The 26,327-nt window shown below is 57.1% G+C and carries 26 protein-coding genes and 1 riboswitch; of the genes, 13 read left to right on the top strand and 13 right to left on the bottom strand.

Annotated elements, in window-relative coordinates; translation table 11 throughout:
* The 8 genes from OSB_RS00965 to OSB_RS00930 form a co-directional block, all read right to left on the bottom strand.
* Entirely contained in the window at positions 1–348 is a 348-nt protein-coding gene (locus tag OSB_RS00965) for a hypothetical protein (protein ID WP_049833221.1), read from the bottom strand.
* An 83-nt stretch (positions 349–431) separates the two neighbouring features.
* Positions 432–1,199 carry a precorrin-4 C(11)-methyltransferase gene (gene cobM, locus OSB_RS00960; RefSeq protein WP_049833220.1) on the bottom strand — a complete coding sequence of 256 codons (768 nt, stop codon included), beginning with the start codon at positions 1,197–1,199 and terminating at the stop codon, positions 432–434.
* The gene (gene cobJ, locus OSB_RS00955; protein ID WP_049833219.1) at positions 1,196–3,040 is read right to left on the bottom strand and encodes a precorrin-3B C(17)-methyltransferase; all 1,845 of its coding nucleotides are present in this window, start codon (positions 3,038–3,040) and stop codon (positions 1,196–1,198) included. The genes cobM and cobJ overlap by 4 nt, the downstream gene beginning before the upstream one ends.
* A complete protein-coding gene (gene cobI, locus OSB_RS00950; protein ID WP_049833218.1) occupies positions 3,031–3,732 on the bottom strand; it encodes a precorrin-2 C(20)-methyltransferase in 702 nt (233 codons plus the stop codon). Before cobI ends, cobJ begins: the two co-directional genes overlap by 10 nt.
* Positions 3,729–4,946, bottom strand: coding sequence for a bifunctional cobalt-precorrin-7 (C(5))-methyltransferase/cobalt-precorrin-6B (C(15))-methyltransferase (locus tag OSB_RS00945; protein ID WP_049833217.1), 1,218 nt, complete (start codon positions 4,944–4,946; stop codon positions 3,729–3,731). The genes cobI and OSB_RS00945 overlap by 4 nt, the downstream gene beginning before the upstream one ends.
* Positions 4,947–5,029: 83 nt before the next feature.
* Entirely contained in the window at positions 5,030–5,671 is a 642-nt protein-coding gene (locus OSB_RS00940) for a precorrin-8X methylmutase (protein ID WP_049833216.1), read from the bottom strand.
* A 66-nt stretch (positions 5,672–5,737) separates the two neighbouring features.
* Positions 5,738–6,952, bottom strand: a complete 1,215-nt coding sequence (locus tag OSB_RS00935) for a sirohydrochlorin chelatase (RefSeq protein ID WP_049833215.1) — start codon at positions 6,950–6,952, stop codon at positions 5,738–5,740.
* Complete coding sequence (locus OSB_RS00930; RefSeq protein WP_049833214.1) at positions 6,949–7,167, bottom strand: DUF6732 family protein; 219 nt, start codon at positions 7,165–7,167, stop codon at positions 6,949–6,951. Before OSB_RS00930 ends, OSB_RS00935 begins: the two co-directional genes overlap by 4 nt.
* A 292-nt stretch (positions 7,168–7,459) precedes the next feature.
* Between OSB_RS00930 and OSB_RS00925 the strand changes: the two genes are divergently transcribed.
* The 5 genes from OSB_RS00925 (at position 7,460) to OSB_RS00905 (ending at position 12,047) form a co-directional block, all read left to right on the top strand.
* Entirely contained in the window at positions 7,460–8,434 is a 975-nt protein-coding gene (locus tag OSB_RS00925; protein ID WP_049833213.1) for a glutathione S-transferase family protein, read from the top strand.
* Between the two features lie 63 nt (positions 8,435–8,497).
* Positions 8,498–8,866: a DUF1636 family protein gene (locus OSB_RS00920; protein ID WP_049833212.1), complete on the top strand. Its 369-nt coding sequence runs from the start codon at positions 8,498–8,500 to the stop codon at positions 8,864–8,866.
* Positions 8,863–9,879 carry a threonine-phosphate decarboxylase gene (locus tag OSB_RS00915; RefSeq protein ID WP_049833211.1) on the top strand — a complete coding sequence of 339 codons (1,017 nt, stop codon included), beginning with the start codon at positions 8,863–8,865 and terminating at the stop codon, positions 9,877–9,879. The genes OSB_RS00920 and OSB_RS00915 overlap by 4 nt, the downstream gene beginning before the upstream one ends.
* Positions 9,879–10,826 (top strand): adenosylcobinamide-phosphate synthase CbiB, encoded by a 948-nt coding sequence (gene cbiB / locus OSB_RS00910; RefSeq protein ID WP_049833210.1) that lies wholly within the window; start codon positions 9,879–9,881, stop codon positions 10,824–10,826. The genes OSB_RS00915 and cbiB overlap by 1 nt, the downstream gene beginning before the upstream one ends.
* 57 nt (positions 10,827–10,883) lie before the next feature.
* Positions 10,884–12,047 carry a lytic murein transglycosylase gene (locus OSB_RS00905; protein ID WP_049833209.1) on the top strand — a complete coding sequence of 388 codons (1,164 nt, stop codon included), beginning with the start codon at positions 10,884–10,886 and terminating at the stop codon, positions 12,045–12,047.
* Here OSB_RS00905 and OSB_RS00900 read toward each other — a convergent pair.
* Together OSB_RS00900 and smc are read right to left on the bottom strand one after the other, a co-directional pair.
* Entirely contained in the window at positions 12,044–12,406 is a 363-nt protein-coding gene (locus OSB_RS00900) for a hypothetical protein (protein ID WP_049833208.1), read from the bottom strand. The two genes, OSB_RS00905 and OSB_RS00900, sit on opposite strands and share 4 nt — an antisense overlap.
* Before the next feature lie 47 nt (positions 12,407–12,453).
* Entirely contained in the window at positions 12,454–15,909 is a 3,456-nt protein-coding gene (gene smc, locus OSB_RS00895; protein ID WP_049833207.1) for a chromosome segregation protein SMC, read from the bottom strand.
* Positions 15,910–16,142: 233 nt separating this feature from the next.
* Positions 16,143–16,366, top strand: a riboswitch (cobalamin riboswitch).
* Between the two features lie 33 nt (positions 16,367–16,399).
* Here smc and OSB_RS00885 point away from each other — a divergent pair.
* Entirely contained in the window at positions 16,400–16,588 is a 189-nt protein-coding gene (locus tag OSB_RS00885) for a CbtB domain-containing protein (RefSeq protein WP_049833205.1), read from the top strand.
* An 18-nt stretch (positions 16,589–16,606) separates the two neighbouring features.
* Complete coding sequence (locus OSB_RS00880) at positions 16,607–17,287, top strand: CbtA family protein (RefSeq protein WP_049833204.1); 681 nt, start codon at positions 16,607–16,609, stop codon at positions 17,285–17,287.
* Here OSB_RS00880 and OSB_RS00875 read toward each other — a convergent pair.
* Positions 17,284–17,604, bottom strand: coding sequence for a DUF1636 family protein (locus tag OSB_RS00875; RefSeq protein WP_049833203.1), 321 nt, complete (start codon positions 17,602–17,604; stop codon positions 17,284–17,286). The two genes, OSB_RS00880 and OSB_RS00875, sit on opposite strands and share 4 nt — an antisense overlap.
* A 64-nt stretch (positions 17,605–17,668) precedes the next feature.
* On the opposite strand from OSB_RS00875, the gene cobW reads away from it, so the two are divergent.
* Both cobW and OSB_RS00865 read left to right on the top strand, forming a co-directional pair.
* The gene (gene cobW, locus OSB_RS00870) at positions 17,669–18,739 is read left to right on the top strand and encodes a cobalamin biosynthesis protein CobW (RefSeq protein WP_049833202.1); all 1,071 of its coding nucleotides are present in this window, start codon (positions 17,669–17,671) and stop codon (positions 18,737–18,739) included.
* Positions 18,736–19,197: a GNAT family N-acetyltransferase gene (locus tag OSB_RS00865; RefSeq protein ID WP_049833201.1), complete on the top strand. Its 462-nt coding sequence runs from the start codon at positions 18,736–18,738 to the stop codon at positions 19,195–19,197. The genes cobW and OSB_RS00865 overlap by 4 nt, the downstream gene beginning before the upstream one ends.
* A 2-nt stretch (positions 19,198–19,199) precedes the next feature.
* Here OSB_RS00865 and OSB_RS16755 read toward each other — a convergent pair whose 3' ends face one another.
* Entirely contained in the window at positions 19,200–19,358 is a 159-nt protein-coding gene (locus OSB_RS16755) for a hypothetical protein (protein ID WP_049833200.1), read from the bottom strand.
* A 33-nt stretch (positions 19,359–19,391) separates the two neighbouring features.
* Between OSB_RS16755 and cobN the strand changes: the two genes are divergently transcribed.
* The 3 genes from cobN to OSB_RS00845 are packed head-to-tail and all read left to right on the top strand — an operon-like array spanning position 19,392 to position 24,051.
* Entirely contained in the window at positions 19,392–23,078 is a 3,687-nt protein-coding gene (gene cobN / locus OSB_RS00855) for a cobaltochelatase subunit CobN (RefSeq protein ID WP_049833199.1), read from the top strand.
* Positions 23,075–23,620: a P-loop NTPase family protein gene (locus OSB_RS00850; protein WP_049833198.1), complete on the top strand. Its 546-nt coding sequence runs from the start codon at positions 23,075–23,077 to the stop codon at positions 23,618–23,620. Before cobN ends, OSB_RS00850 begins: the two co-directional genes overlap by 4 nt.
* An 11-nt stretch (positions 23,621–23,631) precedes the next feature.
* On the top strand, positions 23,632–24,051 hold the full coding sequence (locus OSB_RS00845) for a GFA family protein (protein WP_049833197.1): 420 nt from the start codon (positions 23,632–23,634) through the stop codon (positions 24,049–24,051).
* Positions 24,052–24,228: 177 nt separating this feature from the next.
* Here the strand turns inward: OSB_RS00845 and OSB_RS00840 are convergent, their stop codons facing one another.
* Entirely contained in the window at positions 24,229–24,879 is a 651-nt protein-coding gene (locus OSB_RS00840; protein ID WP_049833196.1) for a TerB family tellurite resistance protein, read from the bottom strand.
* 165 nt (positions 24,880–25,044) lie between these two features.
* Between OSB_RS00840 and OSB_RS00835 the strand changes: the two genes are divergently transcribed.
* A complete protein-coding gene (locus OSB_RS00835; protein ID WP_143831317.1) occupies positions 25,045–26,256 on the top strand; it encodes a TsoY family (seleno)protein in 1,212 nt (403 codons plus the stop codon).
* The last annotated feature ends 71 nt before the right edge of the window (positions 26,257–26,327 follow it).

Genomic DNA, 26,327 nt, shown 5'->3' with positions numbered 1-26,327 from the left:
TTAGCGGCCTAACAATGCGATCGGCGCATCGTTGATACGTTCAAAATCAAGCGGTGCGCCGTCGTTTGCTGCGGTGTTGCGCTTGTATTCGTAAACCATTTGGTCGCCCTCTTCAGCGGCAGCTACGATCAAGCATTGGCTGACATGGTGCCCACCATCATAGACATCAACAAGGCCGCGCAATTTCGGCGCATCCTCAACCCCGAGCGCAAAGCCCGTGGCGGTCATACGTTCAATTCTGTAGCTTTCGCCATTCGCCTCAACCCGCAGGCGGGTCTTCTTTTTCGCAGCTTTGGACTGCGCAGCATGAAGCTCATTCCAGATCGATTGTGGCAGTGATTCCAACATAGTATTCCCCATCCAATGACTATCAGAATGGCGGAATAATAGTTTCGGTCAAGTTAACCTTCCGCTGCGTTGCGGCAATTGGATCAGGCTTTGGCTTTCGGCCTTAGAACATGGGGTTTGGCCGCATCGTACAAGGCTGAGTCAGGAAAGCCATTGTCATCCGCCAGCGCTGGCCCCAATAGAATCAGTGCCGTACGGGTGATTTTGGCGTCGCGGGCCTTGGCGCGGATCGTGGAGAGCGTCCCGCGAATGATAAGTTGGTCCGGCCAACCCACGCGGTAAATCACGGCGGCAGGACAATCCGCCCCATAGTGCGGGATCAACTGGCGCTCAATTTCACGCAAAGCACGGATACCAAGGTGAATCGCAAGGGTCGTGCCCGTACGCCCGAAATTGTCGAGGGTTTCGCCTGAGGGCATGCCTGTAGACTTCATCGACATGCGCGTCAGCACGATGGACTGCGCAACTTCCGGCACGGTAAGTTCTTGACCAAGTGCCGCTGCAGCAGCGGTATAAGCTGGAACGCCGGGAATGATTTCGTAGTCAATTCCGTCAGCTTTCAGGCGGCGGATTTGTTCCGCAATCGCACCGTAAAGTGACGGATCACCAGAATGCACACGGGCAACGTCTTGGCCTTTGGCATGGGCTTTGACGATCTCGGCATGGGTTTCGTCGAGGTGCATCGGTGCTGTATCCATGACCAAGGCACCCTCTGGCGCGATGGAAACCACTTCTTCCGGAACGAGGCTACCTGCGAACAGGCAGACAGGACATGCCTTAATAAGACGGGCGGCCTTGAGGGTCAGGAGTTCAGGATCACCCGGTCCTGCACCGATGAAATAGACGGTCATTGGTTTGCCTCTTCTGGGATATAAGGGTCGTCGCGTTTTGCGGTTAGGTCTCCGTCAATCTTGCGAGCGTAGCCGCGCGGCGTGAACATGCGTGGGCCTTCGCCAAGCTGCGCAAGCCGTGAGTTTGAGGACCCGATAAGAACCACAGTCAGCATATCAACCTCGTCCACCTCAAGCTCATCAAGACGACGGTAGCGCACCAGTTCGGTCGGGCGGCCGAGGTTGGAGGCCAACATAACAGGTGTGTCAGCGGGGCGATGTTGTAGCAAAATATCACGCGCCTCAGCCAGTAAGGTACGGCGGGTTTTGGACACGGGGTTGTAGAAGGCGATCACGAAATCACCCTGCGCGGCGGCGTTCAGGCGGCGGATGATGTCATCGCGTGGCGTCAAAAGATCAGACAGGCTGATGGTACAGAAGTCATGGCCAAGGGGCGCGCCAGCGCGGGCGGCGGCACCTTGCAGGGCAGATACGCCGGGAGAGCAAACGACTTCGACACGGCGGGCAGCATCACTGACACCTTCTTCGTTCTCGGCGCGATCCAGCAATTCAAATACCAAAGCACCCATCGCATAGATGCCTGCATCCCCAGAGCACACGAGGGCAACGTTCTTACCAAGTGCCGCTTGTTCGAGTGCATAGCGGCAACGCGCTTCTTCGCCCCCCAACGGAAAATCAGAACGCGTTTTACCTGCAGCCAGCGGGCCAAGCAGATCGATATACAAACCGTACCCCACCAATTCCTCAGCATCGGCGACAAGGCGGGACACTTCCGGCGTGCGCCAGGCCGCCTGCCCAGGGCCAATACCGACGACGGAAAGTTTGCCGCGGGAGCGGCCCGCGAGAGTAGTGATTGGCTCGGGGGTGCGCGCAATCGCGCAAGTCGCCGTTAGGGTTTTGGTCTTCTCAACCGCCAGCTTCGCATCTGCACCGGAGGCAGCCAGCGCCGCCCCTTCGGAAACGCCGTGACATCCAACCTCAGCGAAAACGACATCGGACGGGTTCGCGAGACGGGGGGCCTCGGCTTCCAGCTCAGCCGCGGTGAACACACGCAATGGAACGCCAAGGCGATTGGCGGCTTGGATGATTGCAGGTTCGTCTGCCTTTAGGTCGATTGAGGCCACGCAAGCGATCGCACCTTTGGCGATGTTATGTGCCTGAAGCGTGTCTTCTACGAGTTTCCAAAGGTCCTCGGGGTCCGCATTGCGCGCGCAACCTAGTCCCAGTGCAAAGGTTTGCGGATGGTAGACAAGGCGAGATTCACTACCTGTATCATTGACCTCAGTCACGCAAAGCTCGACGTCGCTTCCTTCGGGAAGGGCGGTGTCAAAAATCGGTGTGCCAGTCCATTTAACACCACCGCCAGACAGCAGATTTGCCATCACTGATTTGGCGTTTTGCGGGTTCTGCAGGCGGTAGCCAAGCGGGGGTTCATCAAGTGCAACACCGAGCGCGACATCGCCAGCGGTTGTCACTGCGGCAGTACCAGCCAGAGCGTCTGCGATCTGCTTTGCCAAACGGTTCGCCCCGCGGTGCCCACCCAGAAGCGGAACGACCACTTTACCGTCATCGGATACAGACACGACAGGCGGCTCTGTTGTTTTGTCGTTGAGTTGGGACGCCACGCCACGGATCAAAATACCCGACGCACAAACGCCGATGATTGGCGTTCCAGCAGCGAACAGATCGCGCGTGTGATCCAGCGCATTGTCGAAGAACGCATCGGCCTTTTCCACACGGTCCTTGCGGCCATGAACGGCACAATCCAGCACCTTTGCGATGGCGTGCGCGGTTGGTTCGCCGGATTTGGAAAGCGCTAGAATTACAGGTTTTACAGCCACGGGTCAGCCCCTTTGGTGAGCAATATCATTGAAAAATACGGCGCCTTTTCAGGCGCTTGTGAGAGGGGAACGACAACCTGCTCGGGCAAGGTTGCACGCTCAACGTAGGTGGCGCTGCCCGTGAGACCGAGGTCATCGAGGACGGCGCGAATTTTCGGTAAATGCCGCCCGACCTTCATGATGGCAACGGCCTCGGCGCCCGCGATGCGGTCACGCAAAGTGGCTTCATCCATAGGACCCGGAAGGACGGTAAGGCGTTCGTTGCGGGCCACAAGCGGGCGGCCGGATTCAGCGGCGCAGGCAGTGATGGAGGTGACACCGGGGATAACTTTTACGGTGAATTTGTTCGTTAACCGCGCGTTAAGATACATGAAGGATCCGTAAAAAAACGGATCGCCTTCGCATAAAGTAACGACATTTTCGCCTGTTTCCAGCACCTTAGCGATCTCGGCCGCACCTTTGTCGTAGGCGGCCTGCGCGGGTTCGCGGGCGGTGGTCATTGGCACGTCCATGCGGATTTCGCGTACGCCTTCGCCGATCAGGTCCGCCGCGATTGCGCGTGCAAAGCTGTCGCCACCTGCGAGCGTTGGATAGGCGATTGTCGTCGCCCCTTCTATAAGCCGTGCGGCTTTCAAAGTGATTAACTCGGGATCACCAGGGCCGAGACCTACGCCGTACAAGGTACCAGTCATCGCTTTATCAAGCTCCATTGGGTGACGGGCATTGCTGGACGCCAGCCGGTGAGTTTTCCAATTGGTTCGGCGCGGTGGGTTTGGATTTTCACGAGGTCACCGCCGAAGGTTTTGTGCAGCTCAATCAGGGTTGCTTCGGATTCCAATGTTACCGCGTTGGCGACAAGACGACCGAGCGGACGCAGGGCGGACCAAGCGGCCTCAACCGTTTCGCGGGACAAGCCGCCGCCAATGAATACCGCGTCAGGTGCGTCAAGGTTTGTCAGTGCGTAAGGTACTGTTCCGTCGATCAATTCCAGCTTTGGTGCGCCAAGCGCGAGGGCGTTTTGGGCCGCCATGTCGCGGCGATCTGCGCGGGGTTCGATGCCGATTGCGCGGGCGTATCTGGCGGCGCGCATCCATTCGATTGCAACACTTCCGCAGCCTGTTCCGATGTCCCACAACAGCGCGCCCCGCATGGGCATGAGCTTGGCGAGAGTCGCCGCGCGGACCTCTTGTTTGGTCATGGTGCCATCGGAAACGAACAGACTATCGGCAAGACCAGGAACGCGCGGAAGCAGGGCTGCGTCCGGTTCCGCGACACAGTCGATGCAGAGGGTATTGAAGGCCGGAACCTCGTGCGCCCAGTCTTCGGCGGCGCCGTCAAAACGTTCTTCGCGGTCCCCACCCATTGCAGCGAGAACGGTCATTTTCGATTTACCGAACCCACGATCCGTTAGAAATTTTGCGATCTGATTTGGCGTTTCAGCGCCCGTTGTCAGAACGATAAGCTTCTGATCTGGTTGGATAAAGGCGATCATCTGCTCGACAGGGCGGCCATGTACGGTGAGGGTTTCGACGTCTGCCAAAGACCACCCCATGCGCGCGCTTGCGAGTTGGAATGCGCTGAGCTGCGGATGATAAACGAGTTGATCGGCAGGGATTGTACGTCCAATGCGTGCGCCGACGGAAAACCAAAGCGGGTCGCCTGTTACGAGGACAACGGCGCGTTTTCCCTTAAGGTTTTCAAGGGTTTCGATCATCGCATCAAAGGGCGACGGCCAAGCGATACGTTCTGCAGTTGGATTGGCGGATAGAGTGTGGTGACGGTTCCCACCTACGATGACTTCAGCGGCTTTGACCACGGCGCGGGTTGCTGGTGTGAGGCCGTCCATGCCGTCTTCACCGATGCCGACGATGTGCAACCAAGGTGCCGTTTTAGGCGCGTTAACCATTGGGCTGCTCTCCGAAATACGACGTATAGAACCCGTATATATTCTGTATATATCCTGTATATACGGCTGCATTCTTTGCGTTGTTAATCATTTGCAATCTCCGGCAGGCCTGCCGCCAGCGCATTGACGGCGGCTGAGGCCATTGCGGAACCACCTTTACGTCCGCGCAGCGTGATGAAATCGACACCTCGCGGATTGGCTGCGAGTTCGGCTTTAGATTCGGCGGCACCGACGAACCCTACTGGAAACCCGAGGATTGCAGCGGGCTTTGGAAAACCTTGATCGATCAGGTCCAGCAGATGAAAAAGCGCGGTGGGCGCGTTGCCAACTGCGACAACGGCACCTTCGATATGAGGTTCCCAGAATTCTACGGCCGCCGCGGAGCGCGTGTTCCCGATTTGCTGCGCGTGATCGGGTGTTCGCGGATCGTTGAGGGTGACGATGACCTCGTTATTATTCGGCAGGTAGCGACGGATGATGCCCGCGCCGACCATTTCGCAATCACATAGGATTGGTGCGCCGGATTGCAGCGCGTGGTGACCTGCGAAAACCACATCATTGGTGAACGCCAAGCGGTCCGCGATTTCGACCATGCCGCAGGAATGGATCAGGCGGGTGATAATCGGGTGCAAAGCCGTTGGGAACCGTTCAAGACGCGCCTCTGCCTGCACAGTCGCGAAGGACTGTGCGTAGATCGCGGAAGGGTTGGTCTCGTATGGGCGCATGGCAGTTCTTTTGGTCAGCGGAGGAGCCTCCGGCGGGGATATCTAGAAAACAAAAGCAAATAGGGTTTAGGCTTTGGCTTTGCGGGCGGATTCTGGGCCGTGCGGGTGGTCGGCGTGTGGGTAGACGGCGTGGTGATGATCGTGATCGTGGCCATGGTGGTGGTGGTCATGGTCGTGATCGTGGTGGTGATGGTGGTCGTGGGTTGCCGTCAGGCGGCACATGCCGGTGCAGAAGGTGTCGCATTGCTTGCAATCGGCCACGTTGGAGCCGGGGGCGGATGCGCCTTGGCCTTCGACGTGGTGGTGATGGGATTCTTGGATTGCGCCGACTTCAGTTTCAAAGCCCAACACTTGGGTGCGGTACTTGCAAAGCACGCAGGTCGGGGGTGGCGTGTCCGAGAAGGCCGGATGGTTGCGCTGTTCGGGTTTGATGTGGCGGTGTTCGCCGTTGTCGAAAGCGAGAACCTGTTCGCGGTAGCCACAGACGCCGCAGTTTGGTGGCGGGGCCGCGTTGGTTTGTTCAATGATGCGTTCAGCAAAGGTTTCGAGGACCTTTGGGTGATCGCCTAAGTAGCCAGCTTTGACGAACTGAATGTCGGGGTTTTGCGCGGCGACTTGATCGGTGAAGCCATAGATGCGGTCGATCAGGATGCCGGAGAACAGGAAGTATGGTGCGACGATGATGCGTTTGTAGCCGAGCTTGGCCGCGTGAGTCAGGCATGGTTCAACCAATGGGAAAGTGACACCGGAGTAGCCGACTTCGAGCCAGCCGAAGCCAATGCCTTCTTGCAGCATGCGCGCAATTTTGGCGACGTTGCCGTTCGCGTCAGGGTCAGACGCACCGCGTCCGATAACGACGAGGCAGGTGTCGTGGAGATCGACGTGCTGGACCTTGTTTGCGGCATCGACTGCCTCTTGGATACGACCAGCGGCGGCGGCGATCATTTTGGGATCAACGCCCAGTTCGCGGCCGTATGAGATTTCGACACCATGCTTGGCGGCGTAGGTATTCAGCACCGTTGGAATGTCATTCTTCGAATGCATCGCGGCGAAAAGCATACCGGGGACGGCGAGGATGCGTTCGCACCCTGCTTCGCGCAGTTTGTCGAGGCCATCACGGATGACGGGGTTGGCGAATTCAAGGTAGCCGTATTCGGTTTGCCAATCATCGGGCAAGTAGGCTGGCAGTTTGTCCGCGAGGGTTGCGAATTCATCGACGGCGGATTGCGAACGCGAGCCGTGGCCGCAGATCATGACGCCAGTTTTCGGAGACGTGTTCATGCTGGGACCTCTTCTTCGTCGCTATCTTTCGCTTCGTCTTCGACCTGATCTGCGTCTTTCTTTTTGCGCCCACCAAGCAGGGCAATTCCTGCCGCGATTGCGATGCCACCCAAGGCGATCCAATGACCGTGGCCTCCAACATCAGCCAAGTGACCGATGTGTGCGAACGCAGGTGATCCAGCGAGGGTAATGAGAATAGCAAGGGGCAGGCGCATGTCAGTCTCCGTCTATTGGTCCCATAGATCAGAGAGCCGCGTTTGCGGTTCGGACGATTTGCACGGCGGGTCCCCGTTTTGGGTCAACCTTTGGCGCAACAACCTCTCTGACCCTTTCGGGTGTCGTCGGGGGTGTTGGTACCCTGCGCAAGACGTCTCCGCAATGAGGTATGCGGCGTGAGGCAGCGCGAAACCGACCTGTGCAATTGCGCACCATCGCTGCGCTGTGATGTCGGTTGGTGATTTGCTGCGCAAACGTTAGCAATGGCCCAACAGATAATAGGAGAGACCGATGGGCCAGCTGGTTGACGGAAAATGGCATGACGTTTGGTATGATACGAAATCCACAGGCGGCGCGTTCAAACGCACCACCGCCGCGTTTCGCAATTGGATCACGGCGGATGGATCTGCGGGGTCGTCTGGTGAAGGTGGATTTGCGGCTGCTTCGGGGCGCTTTCATTTATATGTATCTTACGCCTGCCCCTGGGCGCATCGTGCGTTGGTTTTCAGGGCCTTAAAGGGGCTGGAGGCGCATATTTCGGTGAGCGCGGTGCATCCTGATATGCTGTCAGATGGTTGGACGTTTGAGACGGATGATCACGGCGCGACGGGTGATACGCTGTATGGTTTGCCATTCGCGCGCGACATTTATTTGAAGGCGGACCCTGAGGTTTCCGGGCGCGTGACGGTTCCGATTCTTTGGGACAAGGAACGCGAAACGATTGTCAGCAACGAGAGCTCCGAGATCATCCGCATGTTCAATTCTGCCTTTGACGGGATCACAGGCAACACCGAGGACTACTGGCCTGAAGCGATGCGCGAGGACATCGAAGGGGTGAATACGCGCGTTTATGACACAGTGAACAACGGGGTCTACAAGTCCGGATTCGCCACAACGCAGGCCGCATATGATGCAGCGGTCGGCCCGTTATTCGAATCATTGGACTGGCTTGAGGGGCGGCTAGGCCAAGGGCGCTTTCTGATGGGGGACACCCTGACGGAGGCGGATTGGCGGCTTTGGACGACCTTGGTGCGGTTCGATCCGGTCTATCACTTGCACTTCAAATGTAACCGCAAACGCATCGTCGATTACACGAACCTTTGGGGATTTACGCGTGAGTTGTATCAGGTTGCAGGCATTGCCGAGACGGTGAACATGGACCACATCGTGCGCCACTATCACTACAGCCACGAGACGATTAACCCGAACCGGATCATTCCGGTGAACCCTGATCTGGATTTTGAGGCACCGCACGGGCGCGCGTAGAGACGGGTTGCGGCGGGCGCCGGTTTGCGATTTTAGTTTGCGGCAATCAATTGAGAGGCCGCCATGACAACTTGGATCACTATTTGCGACACCTGTAAGCGCACCGGCTGGGAAGAAACCGGCATGGAAAAGACCGACGGCGAGGCGCTGGCCGAAATGGTTGAAGCCGCCGCTGCGGATGCGGAGGCTGTGAAAACCCGCCGTGTGTCGTGCACGATGGGCTGTGATCGCGCGTGCAACATTACGGTGCAGTCGCAAGACAAGATCAACTATTCGCTCGGGACGTTTGAAGCGACGGTTGAGGACGCAGAAGCGATTGTTGAATATGCCGCGAAGCATGCCGCAAGTGAGACCGGACAGGTGCCATATCGCGAGTGGCCACAGGGCGTGAAGGGACATTTCGTGTCCCGCCATCAGCCGCTTCCGGAATGAGCGAAAAGCGTGATCATGGTGGGGGCCTCGACGCGGCGGTTGCTGAATACGGTGGCACGCGCGCCGATTGGCTGGACCTGAGCACGGGGATCAATCCGGTGCCGTATCCTGTTGGCGAAATTGATCCAGAAGCGTGGACCGCCCTGCCCGACCAAGGCGCGATGGATCGGTTGTTGGCGGCAGCACGGGCGTTTTGGAATGTGCCGGAGGGGGCGGAGATTGTGGCGGCAAATGGGGCTTCGGCGTTGATTTCGAAGATGCCCTATCTGACCAGCCATTTCGGTGGCGCTTACATTCCACGCCCCACTTATAACGAGCATCAGGCTGCGGTTGAGGCATCGCCAGATTGGATCATGTCCGATGATCCTGAAGACGCGCAGATGCATGTATATGTTCACCCCAACAACCCGACTGGCGAGACTTGGAAAGCTGAACGGATGGGCGGACGTGTCCGCACCGTAATCGACGAGAGTTTTTGCGATGTGATGCCGGAACAAAGCCATATCGGCTTGGCTGAGGATCACGGGATAATCGTCCTAAAAAGTTTTGGTAAGTTTTGGGGATTGGCGGGATTGCGGCTTGGGTTTGCGATTGGCGCACCCGCCACGCTGAACCCTGTTGAGCGAACGAAGTCTCTGTATGGCAAAGAAGAGACAACGGCATGCGCCACTTTGGCAGAGCATCTGGGGCCGTGGGCGGTTGCGGGCCCTGCACTGGAAATCGGCGCACGCGCGTTGGAGGATGTGGCTTGGGCTGAGGCGACGCGGGAGCGGTTGGCGATGGATGTGGCACGGCTTGATGAATTGATGACGCAAGTTGGTGCAACAGTCGTCGGCGGCACGGACTTGTTCCGTTTGTATGAGTTCGCGGACGCGGCGGCCGTGCAGGATCATCTGGCGCGAGGCCATGTTTGGAGCAGGATTTTCCCGTATTCAAAGACATGGCTTCGTCTCGGGTTGCCGCACCCTGATCGTTGGGACCAGCTTGAGGCGGCCGTTGAGGGATTGCGTTAATGGCATTGGTTTTGGCCATGTTGTTGGATGCTGCCTTTGGGGAACCCAAATGGCTTTGGGATCGTGTCACGCACCCTGCCATTTTGATGGGACGTGCAGTGGGTTGGCTGGATCAACGGCTGAATGATCGTACGCGACGGGCTGGTCTTATTGCTGTGGCCGTTCTCACGACTGTGGCCTTGATGCTTGGCCTGATCCTTTGGGCCATTCCCGGAATTTGGGTCGAGGTTATTGTCGGCGCGATGCTGCTGGCGCAGCGATCATTGGTGCAGCATGTCCAAGCGGTTGGAGATGCGTTGCGGATATCGGTGAGTGATGGGCGACACACGGTCGCGATGATTGTCGGGCGCGATGTGCGCGATATGGATGGGCCCGCAGTGGCGCGGAGTGCGATTGAAAGCGGCGCAGAGAACCTGAGCGACGGGGTAATTGCGCCCGTGTTTTGGTTCGCTGTGGCGGGGCTGCCGGGTTTGTTGGTCTACAAGGTCGTGAACACGGCAGACAGTATGATCGGGTATCGCACTGAGAAGTACGAAGCGTTTGGTTGGGCTGCGGCAAAGCTAGATGATGTGTTGAATTGGCTTCCAGCACGATTAACGGCGATCTTGATATGGTGTATTGCCCCGACCAGAGCGCCACTTGCCAATATTAGGCGCGATGCAGCGTTGCACCGGTCCCCGAATGCGGGCTGGCCCGAAGCAGCGATGGCCCCTGCGCTTGGCGTGTCTTTGTCTGGGCCGCGCAGCTACGAAGGTGAGATGCAAGATTTTGCGTGGGTCCACCCAGAAGGGCGTAAGGATGCTGGCCCTGCGGACATTGATGCAGCGGTCGGAATTTTATGGAAAGCATGGGGATTGGCGTTGGTGCTGGCGCTATGTGTGTCAACGCTAAGCGGCCTGAAATGGTGGCTCATGGCTGCCGTTTATGTGATCTCAAACGCGTTCTAATCCCCTTGTGGCCCCCAATGGCACCGCTAGTCTAGGCCTGAAAAATTTGGAGTGATTATGTTTAAGCCCCTCACGTTTGCCCTATGCGTTTTGGCTGCCCCCGTTGCGGCTCAGCAATGCGGTGGGTCGTTTAGCAGTTTCCTCAATGGCTTGGTCGATGAGGCCGCGTCCCACGGAGTTGATCGAGCAACTGCGCAAGGGTTTCTTTCGGGGGCGCAGCAGGACCAAGCCGTGTTGAACGCGGATCGGTCGCAGGGGTTTTTCCAGCGTGATTTTATCGACTTCTCACGCCGTCTTATTTCAAACAACAGGATTCAAAACGGGCAAAGTCAGGCCCAACGGCAAGACGCCATATTTGATCGCATTGAAGCCGAGTTCGGGATTCCACGTGGTGTGCTTTTGGCATTCTGGGCGTTCGAGACAGATTTCGGCGCGATCCAAGGGGATTTCAACACGCGCAATGCGTTGGTGACTTTGGCGCATGATTGCCGGCGCCCTGAACTGTTCCGCCCTCAGGTTTTCGCGGCGATGGAGTTGTATGCGCGTGGCGATTTCGACCCTGCGCGTACGACAGGTGCTTGGGCGGGTGAGATCGGCATGGTGCAGATGTTGCCTGGTGACATTATTGAGAACGGGCGTGACGGCGATGGCGACGGGCAGGTAAGCCTGAAAACCTCCGCGCCAGATGCGTTACTGTCGGGTGCCTCCGTGCTGGCGTCACTCGGATGGCAACCCAACCAGCCGTGGCTGCAAGAGGTGACTGTGCCGAGTGAAATGGACTGGGCGCTGTCGGGCATCGAGACCAAACGCCCCGCGTCCGATTGGGCCGCGATGGGGGTTTCGGCACGTAACGGGACATTGGCGAACCTGCCTGCGTCATTGATCTTGCCGATGGGCCGCAAGGGGCCTGCGTTCCTCGCCTATCCGAATTTTGACGTCTATTTCGAATGGAACCAATCCTTCGTTTATGTTCTGACGGCGGCCTATTTTGGCACACGTTTGCAAGGGGCGCCCGTTTACAATGCGGGCAATCCGGATGCGGGATTGTCTGGCGATCAGATTAGGGTTTTGCAGCAAAAGCTGCAGGCACGTGGCCATGATGTTGGCGGTGCCGATGGCATTCTTGGCGCGCGTTCAAGGATCGCAATTCAGGCAGAGCAAACGCGATTGGGAATGCCAGCGGATGCGTGGCCGACTGCGGCATTGCTCAACGCGCTTTAGCGGATTTCACGCACCGGAAAACGCAGGCCATCGACGGTGAGCAACACGAGCCGATCACCGGATGTTACGAACCTATCGCAGCGTTCAGTGCCGGTTACGAAGACAACACAAAGCGTGGCGTCGTCAGCGAACTGGTGTGTGCCTTCCCAAACGCCACCGCCGTTTTCCGCAGGATAGGTCCATGAATAGGATCCATCAGCAGCATACCTGCTGACGCCGCCGTCAAAATATTCAAGGTCGCGGTCAAGGATGATACTCGCAAGCGACTCGTTGCTTGGGACAGTGTCGCTATCGCGAAGTGCAAATTCTTGCGAGATGGCTGGCGTTGCGAACGCAACGAGGAGGGCAACTAATTTCATGTGCGTAGCGTGTCACAAGCCGTGCCTTATGTCGCGTCACGTGTGCGTTATGCCACCAGTGTTGTCGCAGCCTTGAGGTCAACCGAGACCAGCTGGCTGACGCCCTGTTCACCCATGGTCACACCGAACAGACGGTCCATGCGGGACATGGTAACGGCGTGGTGCGTGATGATCAGGAAGCGCGTGTTGGTGCGGCGCGTCATTTCATCCAAAAGGTCACAGAAACGCGTAACATTGGCGTCATCAAGCGGCGCGTCGACCTCGTCCAGTACACAGATCGGTGCAGGATTGGCGAGGAAGACGGCGAAGATCAGCGCCATCGCAGTCAAGGTTTGTTCACCACCGGACAGCAAGGACAGCGTGCTGAGTTTCTTGCCAGGTGGTTGGCACATTATCTCAAGGCCTGCTTCGAGCGGGTCGTCAGATTCAACGAGAACGAGCTTGGCTTCGCCACCGCCAAACAGGTGCTTAAACAGGGTGCCGAATGACTCATTCACTTGTTCGAACGCCGTCAGCAGACGTTCGCGACCTTCCTTGTTGAGGGAGGCAATGCCGGTGCGCAGGGCGCGGATCGCGTCTTCTAGGTCGGTCTTTTCCTTCACCAGAAGATCATGCTCTTCTTGCACTTCTTTGGCGTCTTCTTCGGCACGCAGGTTCACCGCGCCCAGCGCATCGCGCTGACGTTTCAGGCGGTTCACATCGTTTTCGATTGCTTCTGAGGACGGCATTTTGTCCGGATCAACATCCAACTGTTCAAGGAGGTTCTCTGGGGTTGTTTCTAGCGCTTCTTGAATACGCTCGACCGCGTACTGTGTGGTTTCTTTGGCCGCATCTGCGCGGGCCTCAGAACGTGCACGGGCTTCGCGGGCTTCGGATGCTGTACGTTCGGCGTCACGCTCGGACATTGTCGCATCGCGCAGCGCAGTTTCGGACAGAGCGAGCTTATCTGAAGACTCTTTGCGACGCGCTTCGGCCTCATCGATTGCATCGGCAAGCTCATCGCGTTTGGCGGCAATTTCATTGGGCGCAGTCATCGCCTCTTTCAGCTCTTCCTCGGACGTTTCCTTGCGCTCTTGCAGTTCAGCTGAGCGCTTGTTGGCCGTCTCAAGGCGGTGCTTCCAGCCGCTGACTTCTTTGGTGATTTCCTGACCGCGCTTGGTGCGGGCTTCGCCTTCGCGACGGACCTCATCGTAGCTGGAGCGTTTGGACATCATCGTCATACGCGCGGCTTCGACGGTCATTTTGATGTCTTCGACTTGGCCACGGGCCTCATCAAGATTGCCGAGGGATTTGTACGTGGCTTCCGCCTCGCTCAGCGCCTTGCGCGCGCTCATGGCTTCTTCTTCGTGACGTGCCACTGCAAGGCCGCTGGATTCCAGTTTGCCGTCCGCCAAATTGCGGTCCGCTTCGGCACGCGACAGCGCGCGGTTTGCGTCGGCAACAGCGCCATCGGCAGCGCGGCGGGCATCGCGGGCGGCTTGGTCTGCTTGCGCCAGTTCGGCAAGACGCCCAGTCAGCATTTCATGGGCTTGGCGCATACCATCGGCCTTGGCCGTCGCATCGTTGAGGTCCTTTTTCAGGCCCTCCAAACGGTTGATTTGCTCAAGGCGCAAGGCGGCGGCAGAGGGAGCGTCTTCGGCAGCGGCGCGAAATCCGTCCCAGCGCCACAAATCGCCTTCGATCGACACAAGGCGCTGACCCGGCGCGAGGTCTTTTTGCAGGCGCGGACCATCAGCGGCATCAATAAGGCCGACCTGCCCCATGCGGCGCACCAGAACCTCGGGGACTGACACAAAATTGGTGAGGGCCTTCACGCCAGACGGCAGGCTTTGGGGTTGCGGGTAGCTTGGCAGCGGCACCCAACCAGAGCCCATATCGGGCGTAACAGCGGGCGCCTTTAGGTCGTCAGACAGCGCGGCACCGAGGGCCTTTTCGTAACCGGAATCAACGCGCAACTGGTCAAGGATTTGCGAGCCCTCAGAACTGTCGCGATCCACCAGTTTGGACAGCGCACCTGTTTCAGCCCGCAATGCATTGGCTTCACCTTCCGCCTCAGACCGCAGGGCGCGGGCATCGGCTTCACGGGCTTGGGTATCGGCACGCGCGGCTTCTGCTTCGGCAAGCACGACTTCGGCTTTGTCAGCGGTGGCGCGGGCTTGGCTTTCAGCAGCTTTCGCAGCGTCAAAATCAAGTGCTGCTTTTTCAAGGGCGGCCGTGGCTTCGGTGCGGGCCAAGATCGCGCGCTGGGCCTCGGCTTCGTTCTTTTCCAATGTCTTGCGGTAGTCATCAATCAGACGTTGGGCGGATTGGTGACGCGCAGCGAGACGGGCAACATCTTCGGTCAGTTGCGCAAGGTCAGCTTCACGATCTGCGAGGATTTGGGCGCCATCGGTTGACGCAACACGTGCGTCTTCTAGGCGTTCGTCATGGCCGACGCTGGCTTTAGCGATCTCACGACCTTCCCATTCCAGCCGCTCAATCGTTTCGCCCGCATCTTTGTTCAGTCCCGCTTCACGTTCCATATCAAGCGCGAGTTGCTCAATCCGGTTCGTAAGCGTTTCAATGGTCTGTTTGGCGCGGGCTTCTTGGTCGGCAAGCGTGTCGCGCTGCACGTGAAGTCGTTGCAATACGGCAGCTGCAATCGCTTCTTCTTCGCGCAACGGCGGCAAAGCATCTTCGCAGGTCTGGCGGGCCTTAGCGGATTGGCGGGCCGCAGTTTCCGCGCTCGCCGCTTCATTGGTGCGGGTGCGCAATTGGTTTGCCGCAGCGGCGCGTGCCTCATCGGCTTCTTTCCAACGCCGATATAGCAGCAGGCCTTCGGATTGGCGCAACTCATCACCAATGGCGCGGTATCTTGCGGCTTGGCGGGCTTGGCGGGCCAATGCCCCAAGCTGACCTGCGAGCTGTTCAATCACGTCATCAACGCGGGCAAGGTTCTGTTCGGACCCTTTAAGTTTCAACTCAGCCTCATGGCGACGTTGGTACAGACCTGAAATGCCCGCGGCTTCTTCAAGGATACGGCGGCGTGCTTTGGGTTTTGAGTTGATGAGTTCGGAAATCTGACCCTGCCGCACAAGTGCGGGGGAGTGCGCGCCAGTTGATGCATCCGCGAACAACATCTGCACATCGCGCGCGCGCACATCTTTAACGCCGACCTTATAGGCCGAGCCCACGTCACGGGTGATGCGGCGCACGATCTCAAGGTTGTCGCTGTCGTTAAACGCAGCGGGCGCGAGGCGTTCTGCGTTATCAATGTGCAGGGATACTTCAGCAAAGTTGCGGGCCGGACGGGTCGCGGCACCTGCAAAGATCACGTCTTCCATGCCGCCGCCACGCATCGCGGTCGGGCGATTCTCACCCATGACCCAACGCAGGGCTTCAAGCAGGTTCGACTTTCCGCAACCGTTTGGACCGACAACACCTGTCAGCCCGTCCTGAATGATCAGGTCGGTTGGGTCGACGAAGCTTTTAAAGCCGTTAAGGCGAAGGCGGGAAAACCGCATGAAGGCTGCTCGTGTTGATTCTTATGACCAACAGTTTCGCCGCCCAATAAGCGACGAGTCAACGGAGACACACCGGATATGGCCAAAACAGGCGGTTTATCCACAAGATATTGCGCATTTTCGCCAGTCTCTGTTTCTTAAATATCCCCGCAGGAGGTTCCACCGCTTAGAATATACGTGTCGCTCAATGACGCAGGTCGCCGGAATCAGTCTTGACCCAAACCAATTCAAGCCCCACAACAAACAGGCATGGTTCTAATCTGTCCGGCCAAGCTGGACAGGGGATCAAATGGGAATGTGGTGCAGGCCGATCCATCTAGGAGGCCAAATGCCACAGCCGCCCCCGCGACTGTAAGCGGTGAGTGTTCGTCCAAGCCACTGAGGGAAACCTCGGGAAGGTGGGCGAAAATCACAATGACCCGCGAGCCAGGAGACCTGCCATGCGTGACTGAAACCAACCGTCGGGGATGACGGGATAAAGGAGACGACCATGAACGCACAGAATAATACTGCAGCCCAAACAAAAACCATCGCACGCACAGACCTTTCGGTTCTGCCGATTGCATTCGCAGTCCTCGGTGGCTTGATGCTTTTGTTTGCATCCGGTTACGCACAAGCATCTGTTCTGCATGACGCAGCACACGATCAGCGTCACGCGATGGCATTTCCCTGCCACTAAGGCAGTCGAAAATCTGACATGACCAAGAATTTATTGACCAGCGCCGTGTTCGCTGGTGTTGCGGCGGGGCTGATTGCGGCCTTGTTGCAATTCGTATTCGTTATTCCGGCGTTGCTGGAAGGCGAATTGTTTGAAACCGGCGCGCGGATTCATTTCGGCGCGAACGGTTCCCCTGAAAGTGACCGCGGCTCCCCTGGATTGGGAACTGAGTGGGCACGCCACGCGATGACGGTTGGCTTTAACGTTGTGACCTATGTTGGCTTCGGGTTCTTGTTGCTTGCAGCGATGGCATTCGCGGAGTTGCGCGGGCTAACGACGATCACATCTAAGCAAGGGATTATCTGGGGGCTTGCGGGCTTCATCGCCATTCAACTTGCGCCTGCGATCGGCTTGCCACCTGAATTACCCGGCACACCTGCCGCTGAGATTGGTCCGCGTCAGATGTGGTGGCTTGGCACGTTGGTTGCGTCTGCACTTGGACTTTGGGTCATCGCCTTTGGGCGAGGGGTCATCGCCCTGTCTGGCGTGATTCTGTTGCTTGGCCCCCACATCATCGGGGCACCGCATTTGGATGCGTTTTGGGGCGTTGCGCCACCTGAGCTTTCGGCAGAATTCGTTACGCTTAGCCTTGGGGCTGCAGCCGCTGGGTGGTCGACGCTTGGGTTCTTGTGCGCGTGGTTCTGGACGAAGGAACTTTAGGCGGGAATGCGTCCCACAAGGCAGAACCGCAGGTTGCCCGCGGTTCGGGCGTCCATGATTTGGCCATCGCTGCTGTCGGCGTAAAGTTTGGCAAAGGCCTCGATGTCTTCCGGTGCATCAGGGTCAACGCCGGTAAATAAATACGCTGCTTTCCCCTCGGCACGCACCGCGAGGCTAATGGGTTTGTCGCACACGTTCATACAGTCGGTGGTTTCCACCGGCACACGGCCTTGCAACGCGCGTGCAAGGTCCGCACCGCCAGAACAGCCGGTGCATACAATGAAACGATCGCCTTTAGACGTTGTGTCTGCGGTCATACGACTTTCCTTTCGGGCCCAAGTAGGCCACACATATCCGCTGCTAAACAGAAGGACTACATCAATGTCTGCGAAGATCCCCGCCACGGTTGTTACTGGTTTCTTGGGTGCTGGTAAAACCACACTGATCCGGCACATGCTTGAGAACGCCAAAGGTAAACGCATTGCGCTGATCATCAATGAGTTTGGCGATCTGGGCGTTGACGGTGACATTCTGAAAGGTTGCGGGATTGAGACCTGCACCGAGGATGATGTGGTTGAACTGTCCAACGGGTGCATTTGTTGCACGGTGGCCGATGATTTCATTCCAACGATGGAAATGCTGTTGGGCCGCGACAACCCGCCCGATCATATTGTGATTGAAACCTCTGGGCTGGCGCTGCCACAACCGTTGGTTCGTGCGTTCAATTGGCCTGGTATTTCGACCAAAGTGACGGTTGATGGCGTGGTGACAGTTGTCGATGGCAAAGCGGTTTCTGCGGGCCAGTTCGCGCACAATGTGGCGGCCGTTGATGCGCAACGTAAGTTGGATGAGAACCTTGATCATGAGACCCCATTGGCTGAACTGTTCGAAGACCAGATCGCCTGTGCGGATATGATTGTTGTGAACAAAGCTGACCTATTGGAGGAAGGCGAGGCGGACCATTTGCGTGCTGTGCTGAAGGCCGAAGCGCGCAAGGGTGTACAGGTTGTAACGTCCACCATGGGTGCATTGCCGGTTAGCGTTTTGTTGGGTCAGCGCATTGGCGCTGAGAACGATCTGGATGCCCGCCATGAGGTGCATCATCACCACCACGACCACGACGATGATCACCACCATCACGACCACGATCATGAACACTCCCACGGTCACGACGAGTTTGAGAGCTTTGTAGTTGAGCTGGGCGAAATCGAAGACGCAAATGCGTTTGCGGAAAAAGTCGCCGATGTGATCCGCGCCCACGACATTCTGCGCCTTAAGGGGTTCGCGGCGGTCCAAGGCAAACCCATGCGTTTGACGTTGCAAGCCGTTGGCCCGCGTGTGGATACGTATTTTGATCGTCCTTTTGGAACCGCACCACGCCTGACACGGCTTGTGGTGATCGGTCAGGCCGGACTGAAGCACGCGGAGATTGATGCCGCGTTGCGTGCATGATTGTCGTTGAAGCGGGCGATCCATTTCATCCGCAGGCCAAAGCCCTGCTTGAGGCAAGCCATGCTTTAATGGGGGAGTTGTTCCCTGCAGAGGCGAACCACTACTTGAGCCTTGATGCGTTGACCGCCGACGACGTCCATTTTTTCACGGCGCGACGTGGAGACACGATTGTTGGCGTCGGCGCACTGGCTGTCAAAAACGGTTACGGTGAGCTGAAGTCGATGTTCGTTGAAGAAGCATCGCGCGGACAGGGTATTGTTGATGCGATACTGCGCCAGCTTGAAGACCATGCGCGTGGGTTAGACTTACCGATGCTACGTCTGGAAACCGGATCGCTTTTGCATGCGGCACACAAGGTTTATGCGCGGCATGGCTTTACGAAATGTAGCCCGTTCGGGGATTATGAAGCTGGTGAATTTTCAGTCTTCATGGAAAAGCCGCTTGAGGTCCAAGGATGACCTTACTTCTTCGCCTTCTGAGCGTTCTCTTTCATTTTCGCGAGCAGTTCCGCCTTGGTCGGGCGTTTGTTTGCGACTTTCTTGCCACCGAACGCATTGTGCTCGGTATGGCGGGGCTGGCCTTTGGCGGGCTTCGGAGCGCCTGCAGCTTTGTAGTCCATGATAATTCTCCTGTGTTGAAAGGCGTCTAACGGATGCACCTGCTTGCCGCCACCCCTGGAGCGATTGACGACGGGAAAGAACCTGTCGACCTTGGTCAAACCCCTGCCGATGTTGTTGTGATATCAGCGGCCGACACCGAGCTTGCGGCGCTTTCTGGTGCGCGTGGTGAAATGGATGCTCCGCCAAGCCTGCGTTTGGCGAGTATGATGCACCTAATCCACCCGCTGTCTGTCGATCTGCATCTGGACCAATGTGCCACCAAATCGCGACTTGTAATTGCGCGGTGTTTGGGTGGCGCTGGGTATTGGAAGTACGGTGTTGAGCAATATGCCGCACGGTTACGGGCGACAGGCGTGCCGCTGGCGCTGCTTCCGGGCGACGATAAGCCCGATGAGGAACTGCGTGCGCTGTCGACTGTGGCAGACGCGGATTACGATGCGCTCTGGTCTTACCTTGTTGAAGGCGGCCCAGAAAATTCGACAAATTTCTTGAATTATGCGCAGGCGATGTTGGACGGTACTGAGCCTCCAGAACCGGCCCGCCCGTTGTTGAAGGCAGGGGTGTACTGGCCTGGTGCGGGTGTGTCTGACTTGGCAACGGCACAGGCAGAATGGACGGATGGCGCGCCTGTGGTGCCAATCGTGTTTTACCGCGCCTTGGTGCAAGGTGCTGGCCTAAACCCGATAAACCGTCTGGTGAAATCGCTGCTGCGCGCGGGGCTAAATCCCTTGCCCGTCTTTGTGGCGTCGTTGAAAGATCCACTATCGCAAGCGACGTTGGAACAGCTGTTTACTACGTCGAAACCAAGTGTGATTTTGAACTGCACCAGCTTCGCAGTTGGATCGCCCCATGCTGGCGACGCGGCGACGGTCAACCCGCTCGCGGCTCCAAGCGCAAACAAGGCGGTGGTGTTTCAGGTGGTGCTGGCGGCGTCGTCCGAGGAGGCATGGTCTGAGGGCTTAACAGGGCTAAGCGCACGCGATATCGCGATGAACGTGGCCCTACCCGAAGTGGACGGGCGGGTGTTGTCACGCGCAATTAGCTTTAAGGGCGAAGCCTACTTCGACGAGGCAACTGAATGCCCCATCGCCACCTACCGCGCCGTCGGGGACCGTGTGGCATTCGTGGCTGAGCTGGCCGCGAAATGGGCAAAGCTACGCGCGACACCTGAAGCCGACAAGAAGGTTGCTTTGGTCTTGGCAAACTACCCCAACAAAGACGGGCGCTTGGCCAACGGAGTAGGTCTGGATACGCCCGCGGCGACGGTGCATGTTTTGGGGCTATTGGAGGCGCAGGGTTATTCCACAACGCCGCCGAAGGATGCCAAGGTATTGATGGACACGATGATGGCTGGCCCGACAAATTGGCTGACGGACCGCGTAGATCGTTCGGGTGGTGTTCAGATGCCGATGGCGGACTACCTCGCATCCTACAGCCAATTGCCGTGGACTGTTCGAGAACAGATTGAAGACCGTTGGGGTAAGCCTCAAGACGATCCATTTGTTGGCGGTGCGCAAGGCGAAAGTTTCGCGCTGTCGATCCATGAATTTGGTAACGCAGTTGTCGCGCTGCAGCCTGCGCGGGGCTATAATATTGATCCCACCGACACCTATCATTCGCCCGACTTGGTGCCACCACACAACTACTTGGCGTTCTATTTCTGGCTGCGTCACAACTGGGGCGCAGATGCGATTGTTCACATGGGTAAGCACGGAAATCTTGAATGGTTGCCGGGTAAAGCGACTGCATTAAGTGAAACGTGCTGGCCCGAGGTCATTCTAGGGGCCACGCCCCATGTGTATCCATTCATTGTGAATGATCCTGGTGAGGGGACGCAGGCGAAACGCCGTGCGGCTGCCGTTATCATCGACCACCTAACGCCACCGCTGACCCGCGCGGAAAGCTACGGGCCGTTGCGCGACCTCGAGGCGTTGGTGGATGAGTACTACGAGGCCGCAGGTGTTGATCCACGCCGGATTGAACTGCTGCGCAAAGAGATATTGTCGCTGTCTGATGTGACGGGCCTTGGTAAAGACGCAGGATTCAGTGGGGACGAAGATGGGGATTTGGCGAAGCTGGATGCCTATCTGTGCGAGTTGAAGGAAGCACAAATTCGCGATGGTTTACACGTGTTCGGCCAGTCACCAGATGGCACGCTTGAGCGGGATTTGGCGATCGCTTTGGCGCGCGTGCCACGGGGCAACGGAAACGGGCGCGATGCGTCTTTGTTGCGGGCTTTGGCGGAGGATCTGGGGCTTGGATTTGATCCGTTGGATTGTGATTTGGCGGGTACAGCAGACGTTAGGCCTGATGCTTTAGCGGGGGTGAGTGAAGATACTTGGCGCACGCTTGGCGACACTGTGGAGCGGTTGGAGCTAGTGTCGCAGGATATCTTGGACGGAGCATGCGACGCGCTTGGTGAGAGATCGCGAGAGGTCGTTGCAGAGATCTTTGACACCATTTTGCCAATCGTTCGGACCTGTGGGCCTAGCGAAGGGGCGGGGCTTCTCAACGCCCTAAAAGGGCAGTTCGTCGCCCCGGCGCCATCCGGCGCGCCGACCCGTGGGCGGCTGGATGTGTTGCCGACGGGCGGGAATTTCTATTCCGTTGATGCGCGCGCTGTGCCGACGCCAACGGCGTGGACCTTGGGCTGGAAGTCCGCGAACCTGTTAATTGAAAAGCACCTGCAAGATCACGGCGACTGGCCACGCGCTATGCTTGTCACCGCGTGGGGGACCGCGAATATGCGCACTGGCGGCGATGACATTGCGCAAGCCATGGCGCTGATGGGGGTGAAGCCGAAATGGGATGCAGCGAACCGGCGTGTCACTGGGTTTGAAGTTTTGCCTGAGGGCGTTTTAGGCCGCCCTCGGGTTGATGTGACGTTGCGGATTAGTGGGTTCTTTCGGGACGCTTTCCCGCAACTCATTGCGCTGTTTGATAGCGCTGCGAAAGCGGTTCAGGCGCTAGACGAAAGTGCGGACCAGAACCCTGCGGCGGCGCGCACCAAGGCGGGCGAAACAAGCGCACGGGTTTATGGGAGTAAGCCCGGTGCATATGGCGCTGGTTTGCAGGCGATGATTGACGAGAAGCTTTGGGGCAATCGTGATGATCTTGCCAATGCTTACCTTGAGTGGGGCGGCTATGCCTATGAAGCGGGTGTTGAGGGCGCGCGTGATCGGGACGGGTTTGAGGCGCGGCTTGGCCAAGTTGAAGCGATTGTGCAAAACCAAGACAACCGCGAGCACGATATTTTGGACAGCGACGATTATTACCAGTTTGAGGGGGGAGCCGCGGCAGCTGTGGCCCATCTGCAGGGGCAAGATCGCCCAATCTATCACAACGACCACTCAAGACCTGAGCGCCCTGTAATTCGGACGTTAGAGGATGAAATTGGTCGTGTTGTGCGCTCTCGTGTGGTGAACCCAAAATGGATCGATGGCGTAAAGCGTCATGGGTACAAAGGGGCGTTCGAGATGGCCGCGACGGTCGATTATCTGTTTGCGTTTTCTGCCACGACTGGCGCGGTTCGCAATCACCACTTTGACCTCGTTGAAGAGGCGTATGTGGCGGATGACGAAACGCGTGAATTCATTGCGGAACACAACGCCCCTGCACTCCTAGAAATTGCGCAGCGGCTACAAGAAGCTATTGATCGCGGTTTGTGGACCCCAAAGAGCAATTCTGCACGGGCACGGATCGCGGGATTGCTGGAATGACCAGCCGCATTCACATCACGGGTGGCAGCGGGTCAGGCACGACAACGTTAGGTGCACATTTGGCACAAGCGCTGGACGCGTCGCACATGGACGCCGATGATTTCTTTTGGGTGCCAAGCGATCCACCCTATTGCGAACGACGGCCCGTCGCCGAGCGGTTGTCGTTGGTAGAAAAGCTCTTTCTGGGTCGTGACAAATGGGTCCTGTCTGGATCGGTAATGGGCTGGGGAGACCCTTTGATTACGCACTTCGATTTGGTCGTACGCTTGGAGATTCCTGCGGCCGACAGGTTGGCACGGCTTAGAGAACGAGAGGCCTTCGCACATGGTGAGCGCATCCATGAAGGTGGGGATATGGCAGAAACATCCCGTGCATTTATGGACTGGGCCGCCCAATACGACGACCCAGCTTTTACGGGACGCTCGCGTGCGCGGCACGTTGAATGGTGTAACCGTCTGCCCTGCCCGGTCCTCACGTTGGACAGTACCAGCGCAATAGAAGATCTTGTGCTAGACTGCATCGAGGCACTGAAAACCAAGTAGGGGAATGCAAAATGAAGTCAGGCAGATGTTTATGTGGTGGCGTTCATTTTGAGTACGAAAGCGAAGAGCTGTTTTGTGGACACTGTCATTGCGCCAGTTGCCGCCGCCAAACTGCTAGCCCTTTTACTACGTTTTTGGGCGTTGCGAATGGGACTTGGCGTTGGAAAGGCGAGACGCCCAAGGTTTACGAAAGCTCGCCAGGACAGAAACGATATTTTTGTGGAACCTGCGGAGCGCCAGTTGCCTATTCGTCCGCGCGTTGGCCTGACGAAATTCACTTTTATGCTGCGCTATTGGACGACCCTGGTTCGTTCACGCCGAATGAACATTACCATTGGGAAGAACGCCTGCATTGGGCCGCGCCGACGGATGATTTGCCAAAGAACGAAGGGACGATTTCTGAGTTGGGTGGCGAAGGAACGACCAACTAGTTCCGTGAGTGCCACGAACTTAGGTACATAAAATCGAACTGATTAACCGGGCGCTGGTCGGCCCCTCTGGATTTAGAATGTCAATTTGAGGCAAGAAAAGTTAGGGGGAAAAATGAGCAATTTCAAACACTAAAACAACAACTGATACGTGTGGAGGCCTCCCAACTTTCGCGCCAATTATCCTCTTTGTTTGGTGATTGGCTGAATGCCTTCTTCCATGAAAATACCGTTCGCATAGGCTTTCGGAAAGTCGAGTGCGAAGGCGAGTTCATGCATTTCGACAACTTCGGTATCATCGATATGACCGTCAGCTTTTGCCACCGCGATGGCGGACCGCAGCACCAGCTCCTTGCCAGTATCGTTCATGCCAGCCGCGACACCGCGTAGATATTCGGCAACTGGACGCGTATCGGATTTCGCTGCTTCGAGTTCAGCTGCAATGTCTGCGGGATCAATCTCACGCTTGGCAATGTTGGCGAAAGCTTGCGTGATTGTGTCGATCTCGGATTGATCGATCTCACCGTCGGCCAAGGCCATTTTGAACATGACGCGTTTGGCGGCGATGGAAAACGCTGCTTCGAACTTTTCGGCAGCGGCTTTTGGATCCATTTCAAGAACGCGCTCATTGAAGGTCGACTTACAGGCGCCACATTCAACGTACTCTCCAACGGGCTTGCCCATAGGAAAAAGCGGAATCCAGTAAAGTGTAAACCAACGCGTCACTGCGATCTTTTTGTAAGCGCGGTAGTCGCCGCAATCTGGGCAATAAAATTCGCCTGCGCCAATTTCTTTATTCCGCCCGCGCGATCCCCAAACGATGAAAAACATAATTCGTTCCTTTACAATAATCTAAGCCCCACCGTCGCAGCGCAAGCGGCGTAAAGAAACCCCTGATTGATCTCAAAAACATATTCACATTTTGATATATGTCAAAGTAGCGATTTCCGAATCTGATACATTTGAACCGATGAGATGTATAAAAGGATTCATCCAATGACACCGCTTTCCAGACCTGCGGACACTTACTCTCCGCTTTATTTTCTCGCATCCCTTGGGGCGGGCGGCCTGTCCGTCACGTTCTTCATGTATCTGATGTTCTGGGTGCCTCACCCCAATGCGCCAGTCCCCGTATTTGAGGACATTACGGCAACTTTCGCTGGCGGTACGTTGGCGATGAAGGCTGCAATTGCGATTGCCATGACCGGTATAGCTGGCATGGTATTTCTAAACCTCAAATCCCTAATCTGGAACTTCGCCACGCTCGCAAAGTTTTCCAAAACACCCGCCTACGAAAAGCTCGTGAACTCAAACGGTGAAACGCAGTTGCTGGCCATGCCGTTGGCAACCGCGATGACAGTGAACGGGCTATTCATTGTTGGGCTCGTCTTTGTTCCCGGTCTGTGGGGCGTTGTTGAGTATTTGTTTCCAATCGCTCTTGTGACCTTCGCGATCATCGGCGTCGTTGCGTTCCGTCGCATCGGTGATTTCTTGGGGCGTGTGTTGTCCGAAGGTGGCGTGTTCGATGTGACTGCAAACAACTCGTTCGCACAGCTTTTACCTGCTTTCGCATTGGCTATGGTTGCTGTCGGTCTCGCAGCCCCCGCTGCCATGAGTACGGTTCCACTGACGGTGGGTGTGTCACTCGTTCTATCGATATTCGTGGGTACGGTTGCTGGTCTTTATGCATTGATCGCCGCCGTTGTCGCGTTCAACTCGATGCTGCACCACGGCACCGCCAAGGAAAGCGCGCCAACACTGATGATGGTTGTTCCGATCCTAACGGTTCTCGGCATTATGATGATGCGTCAGGACCACGGGTTGCACACGACGTTTGATGGCCATTCAGACAAGGCGGCGAACCTGCTTCTGACGACAACCATCCTGTCAATCCAAGCCGCGTTTACAGCCCTTGGGGTGTTGGTACTACGTCGTCAAAAATACGCAGACGCCTTCCTGCGTGGCGACAACAACTCGCCCGGTGCATATGCCTTGATTTGCCCCGGTGTTGCCTTGTCCGTGATGACCCACTTTTGGATCAACAAAGGCTTGGTCGCAGCCGGCATCATCGCCAAATTCGGAATCGCCTATTGGGCGCTAACGGCCTTGGCGATTGGGTTCCAAGTCGCAATGATCCTATTGGTTTTGCACCTGAACCGCCGCCACTTTGGTAAACCCGCGACAGGGCACGCAATTCCGGCGGAATAGACCTCCCCATTTTGTCGGATTTTTGGAAGGGCTGCCCGAGTTGGGTGGCCCTTTTCGCTTGGCATCAGGGC

This window comes from Octadecabacter temperatus (assembly GCF_001187845.1).
Classification (GTDB): Bacteria; Pseudomonadota; Alphaproteobacteria; order Rhodobacterales; family Rhodobacteraceae; genus Octadecabacter; species Octadecabacter temperatus.
The sequence above is the reverse complement of the archived record's forward strand: the minus strand, read 5'-3'. Positions and strand labels throughout refer to the sequence as shown.

Coding starts and splice junctions, on each gene's coding strand:
- OSB_RS00880 (WP_049833204.1), top strand. CDS start 16,607: ATGACCAAGAATTTATTGACCAGCGCCGTGTTCGCTGGTGTTGCGGCG.
- OSB_RS00915 (WP_049833211.1), top strand. CDS start 8,863: ATGAGCGAAAAGCGTGATCATGGTGGGGGCCTCGACGCGGCGGTTGCT.
- OSB_RS00875 (WP_049833203.1), bottom strand. CDS start 17,604: ATGACCGCAGACACAACGTCTAAAGGCGATCGTTTCATTGTATGCACC.
- OSB_RS00835 (WP_143831317.1), top strand. CDS start 25,045: ATGACACCGCTTTCCAGACCTGCGGACACTTACTCTCCGCTTTATTTT.
- OSB_RS00925 (WP_049833213.1), top strand. CDS start 7,460: ATGGGCCAGCTGGTTGACGGAAAATGGCATGACGTTTGGTATGATACG.
- OSB_RS00945 (WP_049833217.1), bottom strand. CDS start 4,946: ATGGTTAACGCGCCTAAAACGGCACCTTGGTTGCACATCGTCGGCATC.
- smc (WP_049833207.1), bottom strand. CDS start 15,909: ATGCGGTTTTCCCGCCTTCGCCTTAACGGCTTTAAAAGCTTCGTCGAC.
- cobN (WP_049833199.1), top strand. CDS start 19,392: ATGCACCTGCTTGCCGCCACCCCTGGAGCGATTGACGACGGGAAAGAA.
- cobM (WP_049833220.1), bottom strand. CDS start 1,199: ATGACCGTCTATTTCATCGGTGCAGGACCGGGTGATCCTGAACTCCTG.
- OSB_RS00905 (WP_049833209.1), top strand. CDS start 10,884: ATGTTTAAGCCCCTCACGTTTGCCCTATGCGTTTTGGCTGCCCCCGTT.
- OSB_RS00845 (WP_049833197.1), top strand. CDS start 23,632: ATGAAGTCAGGCAGATGTTTATGTGGTGGCGTTCATTTTGAGTACGAA.
- OSB_RS00840 (WP_049833196.1), bottom strand. CDS start 24,879: ATGTTTTTCATCGTTTGGGGATCGCGCGGGCGGAATAAAGAAATTGGC.
- OSB_RS00865 (WP_049833201.1), top strand. CDS start 18,736: ATGATTGTCGTTGAAGCGGGCGATCCATTTCATCCGCAGGCCAAAGCC.
- OSB_RS00935 (WP_049833215.1), bottom strand. CDS start 6,952: ATGAACACGTCTCCGAAAACTGGCGTCATGATCTGCGGCCACGGCTCG.
- OSB_RS00900 (WP_049833208.1), bottom strand. CDS start 12,406: ATGAAATTAGTTGCCCTCCTCGTTGCGTTCGCAACGCCAGCCATCTCG.
- OSB_RS00930 (WP_049833214.1), bottom strand. CDS start 7,167: ATGCGCCTGCCCCTTGCTATTCTCATTACCCTCGCTGGATCACCTGCG.
- cobW (WP_049833202.1), top strand. CDS start 17,669: ATGTCTGCGAAGATCCCCGCCACGGTTGTTACTGGTTTCTTGGGTGCT.
- OSB_RS00940 (WP_049833216.1), bottom strand. CDS start 5,671: ATGCGCCCATACGAGACCAACCCTTCCGCGATCTACGCACAGTCCTTC.
- cobI (WP_049833218.1), bottom strand. CDS start 3,732: ATGACTGGTACCTTGTACGGCGTAGGTCTCGGCCCTGGTGATCCCGAG.
- OSB_RS16755 (WP_049833200.1), bottom strand. CDS start 19,358: ATGGACTACAAAGCTGCAGGCGCTCCGAAGCCCGCCAAAGGCCAGCCC.
- OSB_RS00965 (WP_049833221.1), bottom strand. CDS start 348: ATGTTGGAATCACTGCCACAATCGATCTGGAATGAGCTTCATGCTGCG.
- cbiB (WP_049833210.1), top strand. CDS start 9,879: ATGGCATTGGTTTTGGCCATGTTGTTGGATGCTGCCTTTGGGGAACCC.
- OSB_RS00885 (WP_049833205.1), top strand. CDS start 16,400: ATGAACGCACAGAATAATACTGCAGCCCAAACAAAAACCATCGCACGC.
- OSB_RS00920 (WP_049833212.1), top strand. CDS start 8,498: ATGACAACTTGGATCACTATTTGCGACACCTGTAAGCGCACCGGCTGG.
- OSB_RS00850 (WP_049833198.1), top strand. CDS start 23,075: ATGACCAGCCGCATTCACATCACGGGTGGCAGCGGGTCAGGCACGACA.